We start from the raw sequence: 17,976 nt of genomic DNA, 5'->3' as shown, positions 1-17,976 counted from the left end.
AAAATAAATGAAACAAATGTCAAGTGCTCAGGTTCGTCAAATGTGGCTGGATTTTTGGGCAACTAAGGGTCATGCAGTAGAACCATCTGTCAGCTTGGTGCCGGTCAACGATCCAACCTTGCTCTGGATTAACTCTGGTGTAGCGACTCTCAAGAAATACTTCGATGGAACCATCATTCCGGAAAATCCTCGGATTACCAATGCTCAAAAGGCCATTCGGACCAACGATATTGAAAATGTCGGAAAGACTGCCCGCCACCATACTATGTTTGAAATGCTGGGTAACTTCTCTATCGGTGATTATTTCCGTGATGAAGCGATTGAGTGGGCTTACGAGCTTTTGACTAGCCCTGAGTGGTTTGATTTCCCTAAAGATAAGCTCTACATGACCTACTATCCAGATGACAAGGACTCTTACAACCGCTGGATTGCTATGGGCGTTGAGCCTAGTCATTTGATTCCGATTGAGGACAACTTCTGGGAAATCGGTGCGGGACCTTCTGGGCCGGATACAGAGATTTTCTTTGACCGGGGTGAGGCTTTTGATCCAGAAAATATTGGAGTTCGTCTCTTAGAAGAAGATATTGAGAACGACCGTTATATCGAAATCTGGAATATCGTCTTGTCACAATTCAATGCTGACCCTGCTGTACCACGTAGCGAGTACAAGGAATTGCCACATAAGAACATTGATACGGGCGCAGGTTTGGAGCGTTTGGTGGCTGTCATCCAAGGGGCTAAGACCAACTTTGAGACCGACCTCTTCATGCCAATCATTCGCGAAGTAGAGAAGCTGTCTGGCAAGGTCTATGACCAAGATGGCGACAATATGAGTTTCAAGGTTATCGCAGACCATATCCGCTCGCTCTCCTTTGCCATTGGTGATGGCGCTCTTCCTGGAAATGAAGGCCGTGGCTATGTCCTTCGCCGTCTGCTTCGTCGTGCTTCAATGCATGGTCAAAAGCTGGGGATCAATGAGCCTTTCCTTTACAAACTCGTACCAACTGTGGGCAAGATTATGGAAAGCTACTATCCAGAAGTTCTTGAAAAGCAAGAATTTATCGAAAAGATTATCAAGAGTGAAGAAGAATCTTTTGCTCGTACTCTGCACTCTGGTCAACATTTTGCAGAAACAATCGTGGCAGATTTGAAAGCTAAGGGACAAACTGTTATTGCTGGTCAAGATGCCTTTAAACTCTACGATACTTACGGTTTCCCGCTGGAGTTGACCGAAGAAATCGCTGAAGAAGCAGGCATGACTGTGGACCGGGCTGGCTTTGAAGCGGCTATGAAAGAGCAGCAAGATCGGGCACGTGCTTCTGTTGTCAAGGGCGGATCAATGGGCATGCAAAATGAAACCCTGCAGGCCATCACTGTAGAGAGTGTCTTTAACTACGAAAAAGAAGAGCTGACTGCTGAACTCCTTGCTATTGTAGCAGATGATGCAGCAGTGGAGTCTGTTGAGACAGGCTCAGCTGCCCTCATCTTTGCAGAAACGCCATTCTACGCAGAAATGGGTGGTCAGGTGGCCGACCGCGGTCAAATCTTTGATGGGGCAGGCAATCTGGTAGCGAAAGTAAGGGATGTACAAAAGGCACCAAATGGTCAGCCGTTGCATACTGTAGAAGTCTTGGCCCCTTTGGCTCTAGGTCAAAGCTATAAACTAGAAATTGACCACAGCCGTCGCCATCGTGTTATGAAGAACCATACGGCGACTCACCTCTTACATGCAGCCCTGCATAATGTTCTTGGTAACCATGCAACCCAGGCTGGTTCTCTGAACGAAGTAGAATTCCTGCGCTTTGACTTTACGCATTTCCAAGCGGTGACAGCAGAAGAGCTGCGTGCTATCGAGCAAGAAGTCAATGAGAAAATCTGGGAAGCCCTTGCCATAGAGACAGTAGAGACAGATATTGACGCGGCTAAGGAAATGGGTGCCATGGCGCTCTTTGGAGAAAAATATGGTAAAGAAGTTCGCGTCGTAACCATCGGCGACTACTCTGTTGAGCTTTGCGGAGGAACCCACGTAGGCAATACTTCTGAAATCGGTATTTTCAAGATTGTCAAAGAAGAAGGTATTGGTTCAGGTACTCGTCGTATCTTGGCAGTGACTGGTAAGGAAGCCTTTGAAGCCTACCGTGAGGAAGAAGAGGCGCTCAAGGCTATCGCTGCGACTCTCAAGGCACCGCAAATCAAGGAAGTACCTCACAAGGTAGAAGCGCTGCAAGAGCAGCTGCGTCAACTGCAAAAAGAGAATGCAGAGCTCAAGGAAAAGGCAGCAGCAGCGGCCTCTGGTGAAGTTTTCAAGAATGTTCAAGAAGCAAATGGACATAGCTTTATTGCTAGTCAGGTCTCTGTTTCTGATGCAGGTGCCCTGCGTACCTTTGCGGACACTTGGAAGCAGAAGGACTATTCAGATGTTCTTATACTGGTCGCAGCAATTGGTGACAAGGTCAATGTTCTTGCAGCCAGCAAGACCAAGGACATCCATGCTGGTAATCTGATTAAGGAATTGGCACCAATTGTAGATGGTCGAGGCGGCGGTAAGCCAGACATGGCTATGGCCGGCGGCGGCAAGCAATCAGCTATTTCAGACTTGCTAGCAGCGGTGGCTGAGAAGTTGTAATATTAGATAAAAGATAGATGAAAAGGTCTCCTCTTTGGGCAGATCTTTTTCTGTGCTCTTAGATTTCTTACTTCTCTATATGAGAAGCAAATAGGCCGCTTTTCGGCAAGAAATTATGAATTGTTTTAGAATAAATAATGATATTTTCAAAAATATTGCATAAAAATACAGAAAATACTTGACAAAGGGAAAATATACGAGTAAAATAAAACGCATATTTATACGGAGGTTTTTTAAAAATATGCGAATTTCGATTGTAGGAATTACTGGTTACTCAGGTATGGAACTCCTTCGTATTTTACTGCAGCATCCGCAGGCAGAAGTCGTTTCCCTTCATGCCAGCCAAGATATTGAGGCTCCTGTGTCAGAGCTTTATCCTCATTTGAAGGGAATTTGCGACCTGAAAATAGAAGCTTTCGACAGTCAGGAAATTATGCGACGAGCAAATCTTGTTTTCTTTGCAACGTCAAGCGGAGTGGCTAAAGATTTGTCAAAAGATTTTGTAGAAGCGGGATTTCCAGTTATTGACCTATCTGGCGATCATCGTTTGCCAGAGAATATTTATAAAAAATGGTATCAGAAAGAGCCGGCTGAAGATCATGTTCAAAAAGAGTTTATTTATGGGCTGTCAGAGTTTACAGATATCAGAGGGAAGCGATTTATTGCCAATCCTGGCTGTTATGCGACGGCTACAGAGTTGGCCTTGATTCCCTTGTTACAGGCTCGGGCTATTGAGCTGGACTCTATTATTGTCGATGCCAAGAGCGGTTTGACAGGGGCAGGGAAAAATCCAGCTGCATCCAGCCATTTTGTCCATGTGCACGACAACTATGTGACTTATAAGCTGAATCAACATCAGCATATTCCTGAGATTGTGCAGCAGTTACAGCGTTTTGATGAGGGATTGCAGCAGATTCAGTTTTCAACTTCCCTCATTCCCGTCAATCGTGGCATCGTAGCAACGGTTTACAGCAAGTTAAAAGAACCTTTGACTAGGGAAAAACTGACTGCTATTTATCAGGAATGCTATCAGGACAAGCCTTTTGTTCGTATCCAAGCTGCTCTGCCGAGTCTGCACCAGGTTGTTGGTACTAATCATACAGATATTGGTTTTGACTATAATCCTGTGACAAATATTTTAACTGTCGTAGCTGTGCTGGATAACCTAATCAAGGGGGCTGCTGGTCAGGCAGTTCAAAATATGAATCTGATGCTGGGCTTTCCTGAAACAGATGGCCTGCTCAGTCAACCGTCCTATGTCTAGATGAGAAAGGGTTAGATATGAAGATTATTGATGGAACAATTGCCAGTCCGCTAGGCTTTTCGGCTGACGGTTTACACGCTGGCTTTAAGAAAAAGAAGTTGGATTTTGGCTGGATTGTCTCAGAAGTACCAGCCAGTGTGGCAGGAGTCTATACGACCAATAAGGTCATTGCTGCTCCGCTTCTAGTGACTAAAGCATCGATCCAAAAGAGCCAGAAATTGCAAGCAATAGTAGTTAATTCTGGTGTTGCCAATTCCTGTACAGGTCAGCAGGGACTGGACGCCGCCTATGAGATGCAGCGATTGACTGCCCAAAAGCTGGAGGTTGAGCCCGAGTTGGTAGGTCTGGCTTCTACAGGAGTCATAGGCGAGCAGCTTCCAATGGATGCTCTGAAAAATGGCCTGTCAAAGATTTTGGTGAGTGGTAAGGCAGAAGATTTTGCTGAGGCTATCTTGACGACGGATACTTGTACCAAGACCTGTGTAGTCACAGAAGAGTTTGGCTCAGATCTGGTGACGATGGCGGGAGTAGCCAAGGGCTCGGGCATGATTCATCCGAATATGGCGACCATGCTGGCCTTTATCACCTGTGATGCTAATATTTCCAGTGCTACCTTGCAAGCGGCTCTCAGCCAGCATGTGGAGACAACTTTCAACCAAATCACGGTGGATGGAGATACATCGACTAATGACATGGTGCTAGTCATGGCGAATGGCTGCCGGCAAAATGAAGAAATTCTGCCAGATACGGAAGAATTTGAAAAGTTTTCTAAGATGCTCCACTATCTTATGGCTGACTTGGCTAAGAAAATTGCCAAGGATGGCGAGGGAGCGACCAAGCTGATTGAAGTCAATGTTCGGCATGCCAAGGATGAACAGAGTGGCCGTATGATTGCCAAGAGTGTTGTTGGCTCTAGCTTGGTTAAAACCGCCATTTTTGGTCAAGATCCCAATTGGGGTCGAATCTTAGCAGCTATCGGCTATGCGGGAGCAGATGTCTCGGTTGATGACATTGATATTTGGATTGAGGGGATTCCAGTTATGCAGACTTCTAGCCCTGTGGCTTTTGACCCAGAGGAGACTAGTGATGCCATGGCTGGGGAGCTGCTGACCTTGACCATTGACCTACACGATGGGGCCGCTGAAGCTCAGGCCTGGGGCTGCGATTTGTCCTATGATTATGTGAAAATCAATGCCCTCTATAGAACCTAAGGAGAAATGCAATGAAAGATGTGATTGTTATAAAAATTGGCGGTGTTGCTGCGCAAAAGCTGTCTACTAAGTTTATCAAGCAAATGCAAGCGTGGGTAGCAGCTGGTAAGAAAATTGTAGTCGTTCACGGGGGCGGTCTGGTCATTAACCAACTTATGAAAGAGCGCCAGCTGCCTACTCGCAAGGTTAAGGGGTTACGGGTGACAGCTAAGTCTGACTTGCCTATCATTGAGCAGGCCTTGCTAGGTCAAGTCGGCCGAACGCTGACACAAGAACTGAACGACTCAGATATTGAAAGTCTTCAGCTGGTTTCACATTTGGGAAAGACAGTTTCGGCAGATTTTATCGATAAAGACCTCTATGGCTATGTCGGTCAGGTGAAGACGATTCAAACTGCCTATCTAGAGCAGCTGCTGGCTGCGGACATGGTACCGGTGCTGGCTTCGCTGGGGGAAAATGATGCTGGTGAGCTCTTAAATATCAATGCAGACTATTTGGCTGCGGCAGTTGCTAGCAGCTTGCAGGCAGAGAAGCTAATCCTGATGACAGATATAGAAGGAGTTCTAGAGGACAAAAAAGTCCTGCCCCAGCTTCTGACCAGTCAGGTTTCCAAGAAGATTCAGACAGGTGTCATCAAGGGCGGCATGATTCCTAAGATCGAGAGTGCTGTTCAGACTGTGCTTTCCGGTGTCGGGCAGGTTTTGATTGGCGATAATCTTTTGACGGGCACCTTGATAGCAGAGGGATAACGATGACTTATTTATTTGAAAACTACAAGAGGGCACCCATTGAGTTTGTTAAAGCAGAGGGCTCCTATCTGATTGACAGTGAGGGAAAGGCTTATTTGGACTTTTCGTCGGGGATTGGCGTAACCAATCTTGGCTTTCAACCGCAGGTCCAGCAGGCTTTGATCCAGCAGGCCGGGCGCATCTGGCACAGTCCCAATCTCTATCTTAGCTCTCTGCAAGAGCAGGTGGCTCAGGAACTGGCTGGTTCTTATGATTATTTGGCATTTTTCTGCAATAGCGGAGCGGAAGCCAATGAAGCAGCTATTAAGCTAGCCCGCAAAGCTACTGGCAAGCAAGGCATTATCACTTTTCAGCAATCCTTTCACGGTCGGACCTTTGGCGCTATGGCCGCAACAGGACAGGATAAGATCAAGGAAGGATTTGGTGATGGGGTTCCCCATTTCAGCTATGCGGTTTACAATGATTTAGCCAGCGTAGAAAAGCTAGTCAATCAGGATACGGCAGCTGTCATGCTGGAATTAGTCCAAGGAGAATCGGGTGTTCGTCCAGCAGAAGATGCCTTTGTCAAAAACTTGGCTGATTTTTGCCAACGAGAGGGGATTTTGCTGATTGTTGATGAGGTCCAGACAGGTATGGGGCGCACGGGTCAGCTTTATTCTTTTGAGCACTATGGGATTATACCGGATATTGTGACCCTGGCTAAGGGTCTGGCCAATGGCCTGCCCGCTGGCGCTCTATTAGGAAAATCTAGCTTGGCTCCGGCTTTTGGACCTGGCAGCCACGGCTCCACCTTTGGTGGCAATAAATTAGCTATGGCAGCCGCCTTGGAGACCTTGCATATCATGAAAGAGGCAGGTTTTCTGGAAGAAGTCAGGTCTAATAGTGCCATCTTGATGGAGGAGCTGCAGCTTGCTTTTCAGAATCATCCAAAAATTTCTGCTGTTCGCGGTTTGGGCATGATGATTGGGATTGAAACAAGTGCCAGTCTGTCAAAGATTGTTGAAGCCGCTCGTCAGAAGGGCTTGATTATCCTGATAGCCGGAGAGAATGTTATCCGTCTCCTGCCGCCTTTGACTATCAACAGGGAGGAAATTCAGCAAGGGATTGCTATTTTAAAAGAAGTATTTTCAGAATTAGATGAATAAAGGAAAAGGATTCAGTTTGAGCTGGATTCTTTTTTGTCTATGATAATAGCACTTTTGACAATGATTATTATTTTTTTGACAAAGATACTTGTCAAAAAGAAAAGAATCTGTTACAATACTTTTGAACAGGAAATGGAGGGACGCTTATGAATGCATTCTTATGGTTCTTGCTTCCGATGACTTTTATGGTTTTTATCTTTGGGATTGATTCTTCCAATAAGCTAAAGCGGATGCAGGGACGGATAAAGTCTTTAGAAAGAAAAAGAAAGGGGAACAAAACAATGTCACAATTTTTAAAAGAAATGATTGGAAAGAAGCCGACAATTATGAGCGAGTCAATTGGAACCAATAACTGGCTGGTAAACTGGCTGGTAGTGGATGTGGATGAAGAATGGGTCAAGCTGAGCATGACAGATAAAAAAGGTCAGACCAAGACCAAGCTGATTCGTATTGAAGACATTCGGTCTATCGAGCTTTAGGAGAAGTGGGGGATTTTAATGAAATTAAGAAATCGACTCAAGGAGTTGAGGGCGCGTGACGGTCTCAACCAGACAGAACTGGCTAGGCTGGCCGGTGTTTCCAGGCAGACAATCAGCCTTATAGAGAGAGGCGAATATACCCCATCGATTGTGATTGCCCTTAAGATTGCCCATATTTTCAATGAAAATGTTGAGAATATCTTTCGGCTAGTGGAGGAAGCAGAATGAAGAACCGATTAAGATTCATTTCAAGAGGAGCTAAAACAGTCCTTCAGCCTCAGCATTCTTGTATCATCTATTGTAAAAAAATAAAGGAGAAGAAGTCGTGAAAGAGCAAAAACGTATATCTACACAGAAAAGAGTTTTATATAATGTCCTTATATTTCTAGCTGGAGCTTTAATAGGTGGTCTGTCTATTTTGTTTTCTGAAACTGGTCTGCTAAAAAACATCAGTTGGTCGACTATTTTTTCTGTTCAACTGCTGCGCCAGCTAGGTAGGGTCAGCCTTATCATCCTCTATCCTTTGGTCTTTTTCTTGATTTATCGGACTCGTAAATACAATGAAGCCTATGAAAAAGAAGCAGATGAGGATAAGAATTATGAATGGTACCGGCTAACCTTTAAAAATCTGGAATATGCGACTATTGTCTTTAATATCAGCAGTGCTATCGTTCTTTTTACGATTTTAGTTGGAGTTGTTTTTATTGGAAATATCACTAATCATAAGAGCCCTCTTCAGTGGAGTCTTATAGATTATGCGATTGCCTTTCTTTATATTATTTTGCAAGTTGTCTTTTTAAAGACAGTTCAGAAGGTACGGCACTATAAGTTATCAGCCTTTCCGACTACTGAGGAAATAAAAGAATTTGTGCTCTCTTATGATGAATCAGAGCTGCAAGCCAATTATGAACAGTGCTATCTTATTCTCTTTAATGTAAATCAGAGACTTCTGCCAGCCCTCTATGTTATTTTAGGGATAGTGGGAACTTTCACACCCCTCAATGTCGTTTCTGGTTTTGTCGTCCTAGTGGTGATCCATATCTATATCAATCTTATGTATTATCCAATGGTAAGAAAATATTTCAAATAAGCTTATTTCCCGATGAAAGGCGGAAATTATGAAACTACTGAAAGAACTTGATTTTATCCATAATAAAAAGGTCATTCTGGCTCTGAATATAACGGCCGTGCTGCTGATCTTCCCTTTTCTAGCCCTCTTTACTTGGATTGCTATTCTGATGTATGGCAAGGGTAGCGAAGTTTTTCATTTCTTTGACTTATTCTACCTCCTTGTTCTAATGGTCATTCATGAGCTGATCCACGGCTTTTTCTTCAAGGTCTTGGGGGATGAAAATACCAAGGTCAAGTTTGGTTTTAAGAGCGGCATGGCCTATGCGACCAGCCCAGGCAGTCGTTACAGTCGGAAAAGAATGCTCGTCATTATTCTGGCACCTTTCTTTCTGATTAGCCTAGCCCTGACCTTGATTTATGGTTTGCATATTCTGACTGCGGCTTCTTATATCGTTCTTGCTAGCTTCCATGCAGCTGGCTGTGCAGGGGATTTTTTCCTCGCTGCCGCTATTCTCCGGCAGAAAGGGGAAATCGCTGTTGAGGATACGGAGGTCGGTATTAATATTTATCAAAAGGAGAGTACAAAATGAACAACTTCAAATCAACTGCTTTAGGACTTGTAAAATGGATAGGCTTAATTGCTCTTAGCCTCCTTATAAATGTTGCTCCGATGCTATTCTTAAGGCTCGGGAAGAGTTTACCTATTTATGCAGAAATCTTATTGGTAGCCTTGTATCTGGTTTTAGTTTTCCTTATTTTTCGTAGCTTATGGCGGCGATACCAAAAGCATGTACCTGAAGAAAAGAAAAAATTTAAACTGTCTGGCAAGGACATCGGTTTTGCTTTTCTATTCTTTTTCCTTGCCAGAGTGGCTGCTATTGTTGGTGTTTATCTTAATCTCATCCTGAGCGGCAATTCCCAGACCAGTAATGACAGTGCCATACAAGGGCTAGGGGGAATGATGTCTTCGCAGCATATCTTCTTTGCCTTGCTCTTTGTTGCAACGATTGCTTTTATCGCTCCTATCATGGAAGAATTAATTTTCCGCGGTTTTGGGACTGCCTTCTTTTTCAAAAATAATCAAAAGGTTTTGCCTGCTATTGTGACTTCTGTGGTCTTCACCCTGCCTCATATCACCCAATTGACTGAGTTCCCAATTTATTTTGCACTTGGACTGGTTCTTTATTTGTCCTATGCTCGTCGGGGGAATATAAAAGATTCCATGTTGGTGCATATCCTGAACAATCTCCCCATGGCTATAATACTGCTGCTAGCTATGTTTCAGTAAAGCAAACTATAAGGAGTCACTATGAAATTAAAAACTTTCTTTACTAATTTTGGCCTTTATATTCTTGTCCTCTTGGCCTATTCCTATATCTTTTCGGCTATAGTTGTCTTCACTATAGGTTCTCTGACAGGGGGAGCTTCTCAACTATTGATTTTGCCGATTTTTGTCATACTTGCAAGTCTCTATTCTTTTGCCATGTGGAAATGGTACCAGAAAGATTTGAAACTGGAAATCAAAAATACCAAGCTGACCAGCTCTATCTGGCTTCCCAGCGTTCTCTTGCTTGCTTTTATCATCTTCCAGCAGCTCGTTCCTATTGAATCTTCTGCCAATCAGAATGCTGCTGTGCAGTTGATTCAGCAGCAGCCAGCCTTTGCCTTCCTATACATGGTAATCTTTGCTCCTATTCTCGAGGAGTTGCTGACGCGAGGATTTTTGGCTAAGTTTCTCTTTCCTGACCAAAATAGCTTGGCGAAAATCCTGCTCTATTTAACTGTATCTGCCAGCTTTTTCTCTCTTCTGCACATGCCGGGCAATCTAGTCCAGTTTCTGGTCTACTTCATCTTGGGAGCAATCTTTGGCTTAGGCTATCTAGCTAAGAAAGACCTGCGCTACTCAATGGGCCTACATTTGGCCAATAACCTCATTGCCTTTGTTCTCATTGTCTTCTTTTAATAGAAAAACGAAATATAAGACAGCACTTCTAAAGTTAGACAGAAAAATCTAACGCAAGAAGTGTTTTTCTGTAAAATTGAGTTTAAATACCAAGCTGCTTTTCTGGTCTTTCGAAAGCCAGCAGTTTCAAATAGTTGTGAAAGTGTTTTCCAGATGGTATAATGAGCTATCAAATGAAAAGAGGTTTCCTTATGTCTAAAGTCCTATTAATTGTCAACCCTAGCTCGGGAGGAGAAAAAGCCAAGTCCTATGAAGACTTGGCAAGAGAAAAGCTGGCAGAATGTTTCGATGAGGTAGTGGTTAAGCATACTGAAAAAGGCGGAGACGCAGCAGCTTTTGCTAAGCAAGCGGCAGAAGACCATTATGATAGCGTCTTTGTCATGGGTGGCGATGGAACGGTTAATGAAGGAATCAGCGGCCTGGCTGAACTAGACTATCGTCCGACCTTTGGTTTCTTTCCGCTTGGTACGGTCAATGACTTGGCGCGTGCTCTCGGCATTCCCCTAGACGCTGAAGAAGCCATCCAGAATCTCGATATCAACAAAGTCAAGCCACTTGATATCGGCAAGATTAATGACCAGTACTTTATGAATGTGGTTGCCATTGGAACTATTCCTGAGTCGATTAACAATGTAGATTCTGAAGACAAGACCAAGTGGGGTAAGTTTGCCTACTTTATCTCTGGCTTCAAGCAGTTGATGGATACTAGTTTTTACGAATTTCACTTGAACATTGATGGAGAAGAGCGTACAATAAAGAGCAGCACACTCTTGATTGGCTCTACCAACTCAATCGGAGGTTTCGAGAGCATTCTCCCTGAAGCTACTGTCAATGACGGCTTGCTGCATCTCTTGTACCTTAAGGATAAAAATCTCTTGGACACCTTGGTTTCTGTGCCGGATTTGATTTCTGGCAATGGAGAAGAAAGTGATAATATCGAGTACTTGACCTTTAAGGAAATCACAGTTGAGTTGGCTGATGCTGATGCTGAGCTTAGTGTCAACGTTGACGGAGATGAGGGCGACCAATTGCCAGTGACGATTCGTGTCCTGCCATCTCATTTGAATGTGTATTGCTAGTTTTTTGTGTTTAGGTTTAAAAAAAAGAATATGGTAGAAGGACTCCAAACTTTTAAGTTTGGGGTCCTTTAATACTTGTAATATACTAATTTTTAGATTTACATCCTTTTCTCAAGTGATGGCGGACGTCAGCGACCTCCTGCAGAGTTCCATGACTAGCTATTGAGCCTAAGGTCTCAATAGCTCCGCTCTACCTAACTGTTGCATCAGTTAGGTAGATTTCATCACTGAGAAAAGGAAGTAATCTTTTTGGAATTTTATTAGTAAAATCTCTCCAGTTATGCTATAATAAATCTAGAATAACATGATAACATAATCAAAAGTTTCCTGATTTATTTGGGAGGGGAATTGGCGATGCAAGGAAAAGAATTTGGACAGCATTTGAAACAGCTTCGATTAAATAAGGGCTGGACTAAGGAACATCTGTGTGGTGATGAGTCAAAGCTTTCTATACGGCAGTTAACGCGTTTGGAGTCAGGCATTTCCCAGCCGACTCTCTCTACTTTAGAATATCTGGCTTCCTGTCTAGAGGTCGATTTGGCAACCTTGATAGGAAACAAAAAAGAAGATGTAGCTCTACCTGCTGATTACCAGCGTTTGAAGTATAAGCTGATTCGGACGACCACTTATGGCAATCCCGAAGTCTTATCTGAATTGGAGCATATCATAGATGAGATCTTTGAAGTTTATTATGATGATTTGCCAGAAGCTGAGCAGAATATAATGGTTATTTTGCAGTCAAAGATTTATACCTATACTTCTGAGAATTTCCAGAAATATGGAATGACTCTCTTTGCCCAACATTTGGATGATTTACAGAGTAAAAAGCATTATGATGTAAATGATTTGCTCTATATTCAGCTCTATCAGATCTATGTGGGAGATGAAGAGGAGATTAGGTCAGCTAAGTTTGATAAGGAATTATATGCAAGAATCGCTCAGCGATTACTGCAGTCAGTTGACTATATTCCAAATGAATATCTCTTTCTCATGCGGGATGCTTTACTGACAATCCCAGGTATTGAGTGCGAGCGAAAAGAGTTCATTTATACAAAAGATACACTCAACAAACTTAATGTAATTATGGAATTGACAGAGGACTATCAAAAGAAACCGCTGATAAGAATGTTAGAGGGAGAATATGAGCTTTTTGTACACAAGGACGAGAAAAAGGCACAACAATACTATGAAGAGGGACTGACGCTGGCAAAATTGTTAGGTCATACTTTCCTATCTAAAAAAATGGCTGAGGAATGGAATAAAGAACTTCGGCTCTATCATCAAGGCTAGCAGGACATGGATGTCCTGTTTTGGCAAAATCTTTCGTGTTATAATTAGGCAAACCTAAAGGAGGTCCTTTTATGAAAAACGCAAAATTAATGTTTCTTGCGACTGCACTCACTTCTTCCATTATCTTGCTTGGTGCTTGCAGTAAACAGCAGGACAAGCAAACATCTCAAAGTAGTAGCTCTAGCCAAACAGTTCAAACTTCTAAATCAGATTCTAAGTCTGAAGCGAAAGCTGTTCCATCAGCTAGCCCAGATGAAACTGATGCAGCGTCAGTATCTTCTGAAGCTCAGCCTAAAAATGAAACAAAGTCTGACACGAAAGACCCAGCCACTCCAGCAGCGGGTATCGATGTCAATGCTTTGGCAGCAGGAGATTTTTCGACTGTAGCCGGTACTTGGCAAAATGATTTGGGGGATGCGATAGTATTGAATAATCAAGGGGTCGTTTCTCATACTCTGAATGGAAAAGAATCCAGCGATTATACTTTACTAAAAGGTCAAGTAAGCGATGGTAGTTATGTATCTACTCTTGCTTATACTGCTGGTAGCAGTAGCGCAACCTTTTTAGTAATTCCAGAAGGAGCTGTTTTGCCTGATACTGGAAACGAGAATCCTAAAGCACAGATTCGAGTTGGACAAGATGCTATCACTGCTTCCCAGCATCCGTATTATCGCGTATCTAATTAGTGACTGCATAAGTGGAGTTAGGGATGATGTTCCTAGCTCCACCTTTATTTGGATAAAAAACATGAAGGGAGGAAAAGATGGCTACTTTAATGATGAAAAAAATAGCTGAGGATTTAAATAAGACTAGAGTATTGGATGAAAATGGAGCTTTGGTAGCTTATTATGCCCTTCTGCCAGCTGACTTTTCTGGTGGTGACAGCAAGCTTTATCTTGAAAATCCAACGAGTCAAAGGCGGATGTATAGAATTTATCAAAATATGAAGCCCTTTTTATTTCCTATTGTCCCAGCTCATGACTGTACCGTGATTTATCTAACATCTGATGTTGGAGTTGAGATTACAGTCGCAGAACATCTGGAAGAATATATCTATGATAGTCAATAGATTAATAGTCAGTCAAAGACCCCCTCTTTCCGTATTTTGGAAAGAGGGGGTCTTTGTCTTATAAACCGTAATTATAGTCGTCATCCTGCATGGCTTCAACTTCGCCTAGCAGGTAGCCGTTACCCACTTGGGAGAAGAAGTCATGGTTGGAAGTACCGGTTGAGATACCGTTCATGACGATAGGATTGACATCGTCTGCTGAGTCAGGGAAGAGCGGATCTTGCCCTAGATTCATCAGAGCCTTGTTGGCATTGTAGCGCAGGAAGGTCTTGACTTCTTCAGTCCAGCCGACTGTGTCATAGAGGCTTTCAGTGTAGCCTTCTTCATTTTCATAGAGGGTGTAGAGCAGGTCGTACATCCATTCTTTGAGTTTTTCTTGCTCGTCTTCTGGCAGCTCGTTAAAGGCTAGCTGGAACTTGTAGCCGATATAGGTTCCATGGACAGACTCGTCACGGATAATCAGCTTGATAATTTCAGCAACGTTGGCCAGTTTGTTATTACCCAGATAGTAGAGCGGAGTGAAGAAACCAGAGTAGAAGAGGAAGGTTTCCAAGAAAACGCTGGCTATTTTCTTTTCCAGAGCTGTACCGTTCAGGTAAATCTCATTGATAATCTCAGCTTTCTTTTGCAGGTATGGATTGGTGTTGGTCCAGTCAAAGATTTCATCGATTTCTGACTTGGTGTTGAGCGTAGAAAAGATAGAAGAGTAGGACTTGGCGTGAACGGACTCCATAAATTGGATGTTGTTGAAGACAGCTTCTTCGTGGGCTGTGCGGACATCCTTGCGCAGGGCATCCACACCAGACTCAGACTGGAGGGTATCCAGCAGGGTCAGGCCACCGAAGACCTTGCCGACTAGGTCTTTTTCCTTGTGGGACAGCTTTCTCCAGTCATCCAGGTCATTGGATAAGGGAATCCGCGTATCCAGCCAAAATTGCTCAGTCAGTTTTTCCCAGGTGGACTTATCGATGACATCTTCGATAGCGTTCCAGTTAATGGCTTTGTAGTAAGTTTGCATTCTTTCTCCTTTAGTAGATGGTACGACCTGATGGGGTATCAGCTATCACTTCTTGGATACTACCCCAATACTCCACGATTTTACCTTCCTGTCAATGATGGGGAAGGTAAAATTGTGACATGGTCGAATTTCCTTTTCTTTTTCTAAAATCTCTTGTTAGATCACACAGCTTTCACAATGGTTGGCACCTACTTCGCCACCATCATCGGTGAAGGTGCGGACGTAGTAGATGGACTTGATACCCTTGTTGAAGGCGTAGTTACGTAGGATAGAAAGGTCGCGGGTTGTTTGCTTGCTTTCTTTTTTCCATTCGTAGAGACCTTTAGGGATATCGCTGCGCATAAAGAGAGTCAGGGAAAGTCCTTGGTCCACGTGCTCAGTTGCGGCTGCATAGACATCGATAACCTTGCGCATGTCCATGTCATAAGCACTGGTGTAGTAAGGGATAGTCTCAGTTGACAGACCAGCAGCGGGATAGTAGATCTTACCGATTTTCTTTTCTTGACGTTCTTCGATCCGTTGAGTAATTGGATGGATTGAAGCAGAAACGTCATTGATGTAGCTGATAGAGCCATTTGGTGCAACAGCCAGGCGGTTTTGGTGGTAGAGACCATCAGCCTTGATCTTGTCACGCAACTCTGCCCAATCCTCTGCAGATGGGACAAAGATGCCTGCGAAGAGTTCTTTGACACGGTCAGACTTAGGTACAAATTCACCTGTCAGGTATTTGTCAAAGTAAGTGCCGTTAGCATAGTCAGATTTTTCAAAGTTATGGAAGGTCACGCCACGCTCGCGAGCGATATTGTTAGACTCAACCAAGGTCCAGTAGTTCATAAGCATGAAGTAGATGCTGGTGAACTCTACAGCTTCCGCAGATCCATAATCGATCAACTGCTGAGCTAAGTAGCTGTGCAGTCCCATAGCTCCCAGACCAAAGGTGTGCGCCAGACTGTTACCATTGTCGATAGAAGGCACAGCTGTGATGTGCGAGCTGTCTGTGACAAAGGTCAAAGCGCGTGTCATGGTCCGGATGGATTTTCCAAAGTCAGGTGAAGTCATCATGTTTACAACGTTGGTAGAGCCTAAGTTACATGATACATCTGTTCCCAAGTGGAGATACTCTTGCGCATCATTCAAAAGGCTAGGCTCTTGTACCTGCAGGATTTCAGAGCAAAGGTTACTCATGACGATTTTACCGTCAATTGGATTTGAACGATTGGCCGTATCAATGTTTACGACATAAGGATAGCCAGATTCTTGTTGGAGTTTAGAGATTTCTGTTTCCAAATCACGGGCCTTGATTTTGGTCTTAGTGATATTTGGATTAGCGACCAACTCATCGTATTTTTCAGTGATATCAAGGTAGGCAAATGGCACACCGTACTCACGTTCAACAGAATACGGGCTGAAGAGGTACATTTCTTCATTTTTACGCGCCAACTCGTAGAACTTATCTGGAATGACGACACCGAGTGAGAGGGTTTTAACCCGAACTTTTTCGTCAGCATTTTCTTTCTTAGTAGAAAGGAAGGCGATGATATCTGGGTGGAAGACATTGAGGTAAACAACCCCAGCTCCCTGACGTTGGCCCAGCTGGTTAGAGTAGGAGAAGCTGTCCTCAAAGAGTTTCATAACAGGCACAACGCCAGATGCAGCTCCTTCATAACCCTTGATAGGTGCTCCAGCTTCCCGCAGATTGCTGAGGGAAATACCGACCCCGCCTCCGATACGAGACAATTGCAGGGCAGAGTTGATGGAGCGGCCGATTGAGTTCATATCATCGGTTACTTGGATGAGGAAGCAGGACACCAATTCGCCGCGACGAGCCCGACCAGCGTTAAGGAAGCTTGGTGTCGCCGGTTGATAGCGCTGGTGGATGATTTCATTAGCAATATCCTTGGCAATAGCTTCATCTCCGTTGGCAAAGTAGAGGGCGTTGAAGAGTACCCGATCTTCCATGCTTTCCAGATAGTATTCACCATCATTGGTCTTCAATGCATACTGGTTGTAGAACTTATAAGCAGCCATGAAAGATTTAAACTTGAAATCTTGAGCATGGATAAAAGCAGTCAGCTCCTCGATGTATTCCGGAGAGTAGAGCTGGATAAATTCCTTCTCCAAATAGTTTTCTTCTATTAAATATTCAATCTTTTCTGTAATAGAAGAAAATTGCTTGGTGTTCGGCTCAACATTTTCCTTAAAGAAAGCCTCCAGAGCTTCTTTGTCCTTGTGGAGCATAATCTGTCCGTTAATCGGACGGTTGATTTCATTGTTGAGTCGGAAGTATGTCACATCCTCTAAATGTTTGAGTCCCATGTTTTCCCTTTTCTATATAAGTAATGATTATTTAGCTGGCAGAAAAAGTTCCGCCTTACAAAAGAAACGGCTCCTATGAGCATAGGAGCTGCAGTTTGCCCTGATAATCTGTCTTTTAGTTTATCTCCCGATCAAGGCGCGCTGCCCTCAAAATAAACTACATTAAGACAGTTTTTTCAATTTACCAGGTTGGAAACCAGAAAATGCCTCAGTTGCTGTCTGAATCACAGGAGCAGCATTGAAACCAAGATCTTTGACATGGTCAATAAATTCTGGCTGCTCGTCCAAATTGATTTCGCGGTATTCTACATGATTAGTGTCTAAGAAGCGCTTGGTCATTTTGCACTGAACGCAGTTGTTTTTTGAGTAAATAGTTACCATTAAAAATTCCTCTAAACTTTCTTTTTTTCTTTTAAATAATACGAAACTAGTATATCTAAAAGAAAATAGAATGTCAATAGTTTTGAACTAAATATTGTGTGATATTTTGTTATAGGATAGATTACAATACAATATATAGTGTTTGTATAAGCGGTGAAAAGAAGTGAAAAATTGCAGAAAAGGAGCAAAATGCTGATGCGGCAATGCTTAAACAAGTCTTAAAATGTTAGAAAAATGACTAGTAGCTTTTCCGCCTAAAAACAAAAATCCAATATCTTGTGTTACAGAATTTAGGGAATCACTAGGAGGAGTGGA

18 protein-coding genes are annotated in these 17,976 nt (G+C 43.3%); 15 read left to right on the top strand and 3 right to left on the bottom strand.

Annotation, left to right across the window (positions count from 1 at the left end; genetic code table 11):
• Window positions 1-7 precede the first annotated feature (7 nt).
• The 15 genes from alaS (at window position 8) to D8877_RS00340 (ending at window position 13,946) form a co-directional block, all read left to right on the top strand.
• Window positions 8-2,626, top strand: a complete 2,619-nt coding sequence (alaS, locus tag D8877_RS00415) for an alanine--tRNA ligase (RefSeq protein WP_125340768.1) — start codon at window positions 8-10, stop codon at window positions 2,624-2,626.
• Between the two features lie 241 nt (window positions 2,627-2,867).
• Window positions 2,868-3,890: an N-acetyl-gamma-glutamyl-phosphate reductase gene (gene argC, locus D8877_RS00410; protein WP_061592681.1), complete on the top strand. Its 1,023-nt coding sequence runs from the start codon at window positions 2,868-2,870 to the stop codon at window positions 3,888-3,890.
• Window positions 3,891-3,907: 17 nt separating this feature from the next.
• Complete coding sequence (gene argJ / locus D8877_RS00405) at window positions 3,908-5,101, top strand: bifunctional glutamate N-acetyltransferase/amino-acid acetyltransferase ArgJ (protein WP_061592682.1); 1,194 nt, start codon at window positions 3,908-3,910, stop codon at window positions 5,099-5,101.
• 11 nt (window positions 5,102-5,112) lie between these two features.
• Window positions 5,113-5,850 (top strand): acetylglutamate kinase, encoded by a 738-nt coding sequence (gene argB, locus D8877_RS00400; protein ID WP_061592683.1) that lies wholly within the window; start codon window positions 5,113-5,115, stop codon window positions 5,848-5,850.
• A 2-nt stretch (window positions 5,851-5,852) separates the two neighbouring features.
• The gene (locus D8877_RS00395) at window positions 5,853-6,995 is read left to right on the top strand and encodes an acetylornithine transaminase (protein WP_061592684.1); all 1,143 of its coding nucleotides are present in this window, start codon (window positions 5,853-5,855) and stop codon (window positions 6,993-6,995) included.
• A gap of 146 nt (window positions 6,996-7,141) precedes the next feature.
• Window positions 7,142-7,474, top strand: coding sequence for a hypothetical protein (locus D8877_RS12485; RefSeq protein ID WP_002921810.1), 333 nt, complete (start codon window positions 7,142-7,144; stop codon window positions 7,472-7,474).
• Window positions 7,475-7,492: 18 nt separating this feature from the next.
• Window positions 7,493-7,702, top strand: coding sequence for a helix-turn-helix transcriptional regulator (locus D8877_RS00385; protein ID WP_061592685.1), 210 nt, complete (start codon window positions 7,493-7,495; stop codon window positions 7,700-7,702).
• A gap of 97 nt (window positions 7,703-7,799) precedes the next feature.
• A complete protein-coding gene (locus D8877_RS00380; RefSeq protein WP_061592686.1) occupies window positions 7,800-8,564 on the top strand; it encodes a DUF3169 family protein in 765 nt (254 codons plus the stop codon).
• 28 nt (window positions 8,565-8,592) lie between these two features.
• Window positions 8,593-9,135: a DUF3267 domain-containing protein gene (locus tag D8877_RS00375; protein WP_002896029.1), complete on the top strand. Its 543-nt coding sequence runs from the start codon at window positions 8,593-8,595 to the stop codon at window positions 9,133-9,135.
• On the top strand, window positions 9,132-9,833 hold the full coding sequence (locus D8877_RS00370) for a CPBP family intramembrane glutamic endopeptidase (protein WP_125340776.1): 702 nt from the start codon (window positions 9,132-9,134) through the stop codon (window positions 9,831-9,833). Before D8877_RS00375 ends, D8877_RS00370 begins: the two co-directional genes overlap by 4 nt.
• Window positions 9,834-9,854: 21 nt before the next feature.
• Window positions 9,855-10,508 (top strand): CPBP family intramembrane glutamic endopeptidase, encoded by a 654-nt coding sequence (locus D8877_RS00365; protein WP_125340778.1) that lies wholly within the window; start codon window positions 9,855-9,857, stop codon window positions 10,506-10,508.
• A 161-nt stretch (window positions 10,509-10,669) separates the two neighbouring features.
• Complete coding sequence (locus D8877_RS00355) at window positions 10,670-11,587, top strand: diacylglycerol/lipid kinase family protein (RefSeq protein WP_185760130.1); 918 nt, start codon at window positions 10,670-10,672, stop codon at window positions 11,585-11,587.
• Window positions 11,588-11,941: 354 nt separating this feature from the next.
• The gene (locus D8877_RS00350) at window positions 11,942-12,877 is read left to right on the top strand and encodes a helix-turn-helix domain-containing protein (protein WP_002919373.1); all 936 of its coding nucleotides are present in this window, start codon (window positions 11,942-11,944) and stop codon (window positions 12,875-12,877) included.
• Between the two features lie 71 nt (window positions 12,878-12,948).
• Window positions 12,949-13,563, top strand: a complete 615-nt coding sequence (locus tag D8877_RS00345) for a DUF6287 domain-containing protein (protein WP_002904134.1) — start codon at window positions 12,949-12,951, stop codon at window positions 13,561-13,563.
• Window positions 13,564-13,640: 77 nt separating this feature from the next.
• Window positions 13,641-13,946: a hypothetical protein gene (locus tag D8877_RS00340; RefSeq protein ID WP_002900763.1), complete on the top strand. Its 306-nt coding sequence runs from the start codon at window positions 13,641-13,643 to the stop codon at window positions 13,944-13,946.
• A gap of 58 nt (window positions 13,947-14,004) precedes the next feature.
• Here the strand turns inward: D8877_RS00340 and nrdF are convergent, their stop codons facing one another.
• The 3 genes from nrdF to nrdH form a co-directional block, all read right to left on the bottom strand.
• Window positions 14,005-14,964: a class 1b ribonucleoside-diphosphate reductase subunit beta gene (gene nrdF / locus D8877_RS00335; RefSeq protein ID WP_002910202.1), complete on the bottom strand. Its 960-nt coding sequence runs from the start codon at window positions 14,962-14,964 to the stop codon at window positions 14,005-14,007.
• Window positions 14,965-15,120: 156 nt separating this feature from the next.
• Window positions 15,121-17,280 (bottom strand): class 1b ribonucleoside-diphosphate reductase subunit alpha, encoded by a 2,160-nt coding sequence (nrdE, locus tag D8877_RS00325; RefSeq protein WP_125352108.1) that lies wholly within the window; start codon window positions 17,278-17,280, stop codon window positions 15,121-15,123.
• Between the two features lie 162 nt (window positions 17,281-17,442).
• A complete protein-coding gene (gene nrdH / locus D8877_RS00320; protein WP_002897920.1) occupies window positions 17,443-17,661 on the bottom strand; it encodes a glutaredoxin-like protein NrdH in 219 nt (72 codons plus the stop codon).
• Window positions 17,662-17,976: the final 315 nt, after the last annotated feature.

Origin of the sequence: Streptococcus sanguinis, assembly GCF_003943735.1 — a bacterium.
GTDB lineage: Bacteria > Bacillota > Bacilli > Lactobacillales > Streptococcaceae > Streptococcus > Streptococcus sanguinis_E.
This window is presented reverse-complemented; position numbering and strand designations above follow the sequence as displayed.

Coding starts and splice junctions, on each gene's coding strand:
- D8877_RS00385 (WP_061592685.1), top strand. CDS start 7,493: ATGAAATTAAGAAATCGACTCAAGGAGTTGAGGGCGCGTGACGGTCTC.
- D8877_RS00395 (WP_061592684.1), top strand. CDS start 5,853: ATGACTTATTTATTTGAAAACTACAAGAGGGCACCCATTGAGTTTGTT.
- D8877_RS00355 (WP_185760130.1), top strand. CDS start 10,670: ATGAGCTATCAAATGAAAAGAGGTTTCCTTATGTCTAAAGTCCTATTA.
- nrdF (WP_002910202.1), bottom strand. CDS start 14,964: ATGCAAACTTACTACAAAGCCATTAACTGGAACGCTATCGAAGATGTC.
- D8877_RS00370 (WP_125340776.1), top strand. CDS start 9,132: ATGAACAACTTCAAATCAACTGCTTTAGGACTTGTAAAATGGATAGGC.
- D8877_RS00375 (WP_002896029.1), top strand. CDS start 8,593: ATGAAACTACTGAAAGAACTTGATTTTATCCATAATAAAAAGGTCATT.
- D8877_RS12485 (WP_002921810.1), top strand. CDS start 7,142: ATGAATGCATTCTTATGGTTCTTGCTTCCGATGACTTTTATGGTTTTT.
- D8877_RS00350 (WP_002919373.1), top strand. CDS start 11,942: ATGCAAGGAAAAGAATTTGGACAGCATTTGAAACAGCTTCGATTAAAT.
- nrdH (WP_002897920.1), bottom strand. CDS start 17,661: ATGGTAACTATTTACTCAAAAAACAACTGCGTTCAGTGCAAAATGACC.
- D8877_RS00340 (WP_002900763.1), top strand. CDS start 13,641: ATGGCTACTTTAATGATGAAAAAAATAGCTGAGGATTTAAATAAGACT.
- alaS (WP_125340768.1), top strand. CDS start 8: ATGAAACAAATGTCAAGTGCTCAGGTTCGTCAAATGTGGCTGGATTTT.
- nrdE (WP_125352108.1), bottom strand. CDS start 17,280: ATGGGACTCAAACATTTAGAGGATGTGACATACTTCCGACTCAACAAT.
- argB (WP_061592683.1), top strand. CDS start 5,113: ATGAAAGATGTGATTGTTATAAAAATTGGCGGTGTTGCTGCGCAAAAG.
- argC (WP_061592681.1), top strand. CDS start 2,868: ATGCGAATTTCGATTGTAGGAATTACTGGTTACTCAGGTATGGAACTC.
- D8877_RS00365 (WP_125340778.1), top strand. CDS start 9,855: ATGAAATTAAAAACTTTCTTTACTAATTTTGGCCTTTATATTCTTGTC.
- D8877_RS00345 (WP_002904134.1), top strand. CDS start 12,949: ATGAAAAACGCAAAATTAATGTTTCTTGCGACTGCACTCACTTCTTCC.
- argJ (WP_061592682.1), top strand. CDS start 3,908: ATGAAGATTATTGATGGAACAATTGCCAGTCCGCTAGGCTTTTCGGCT.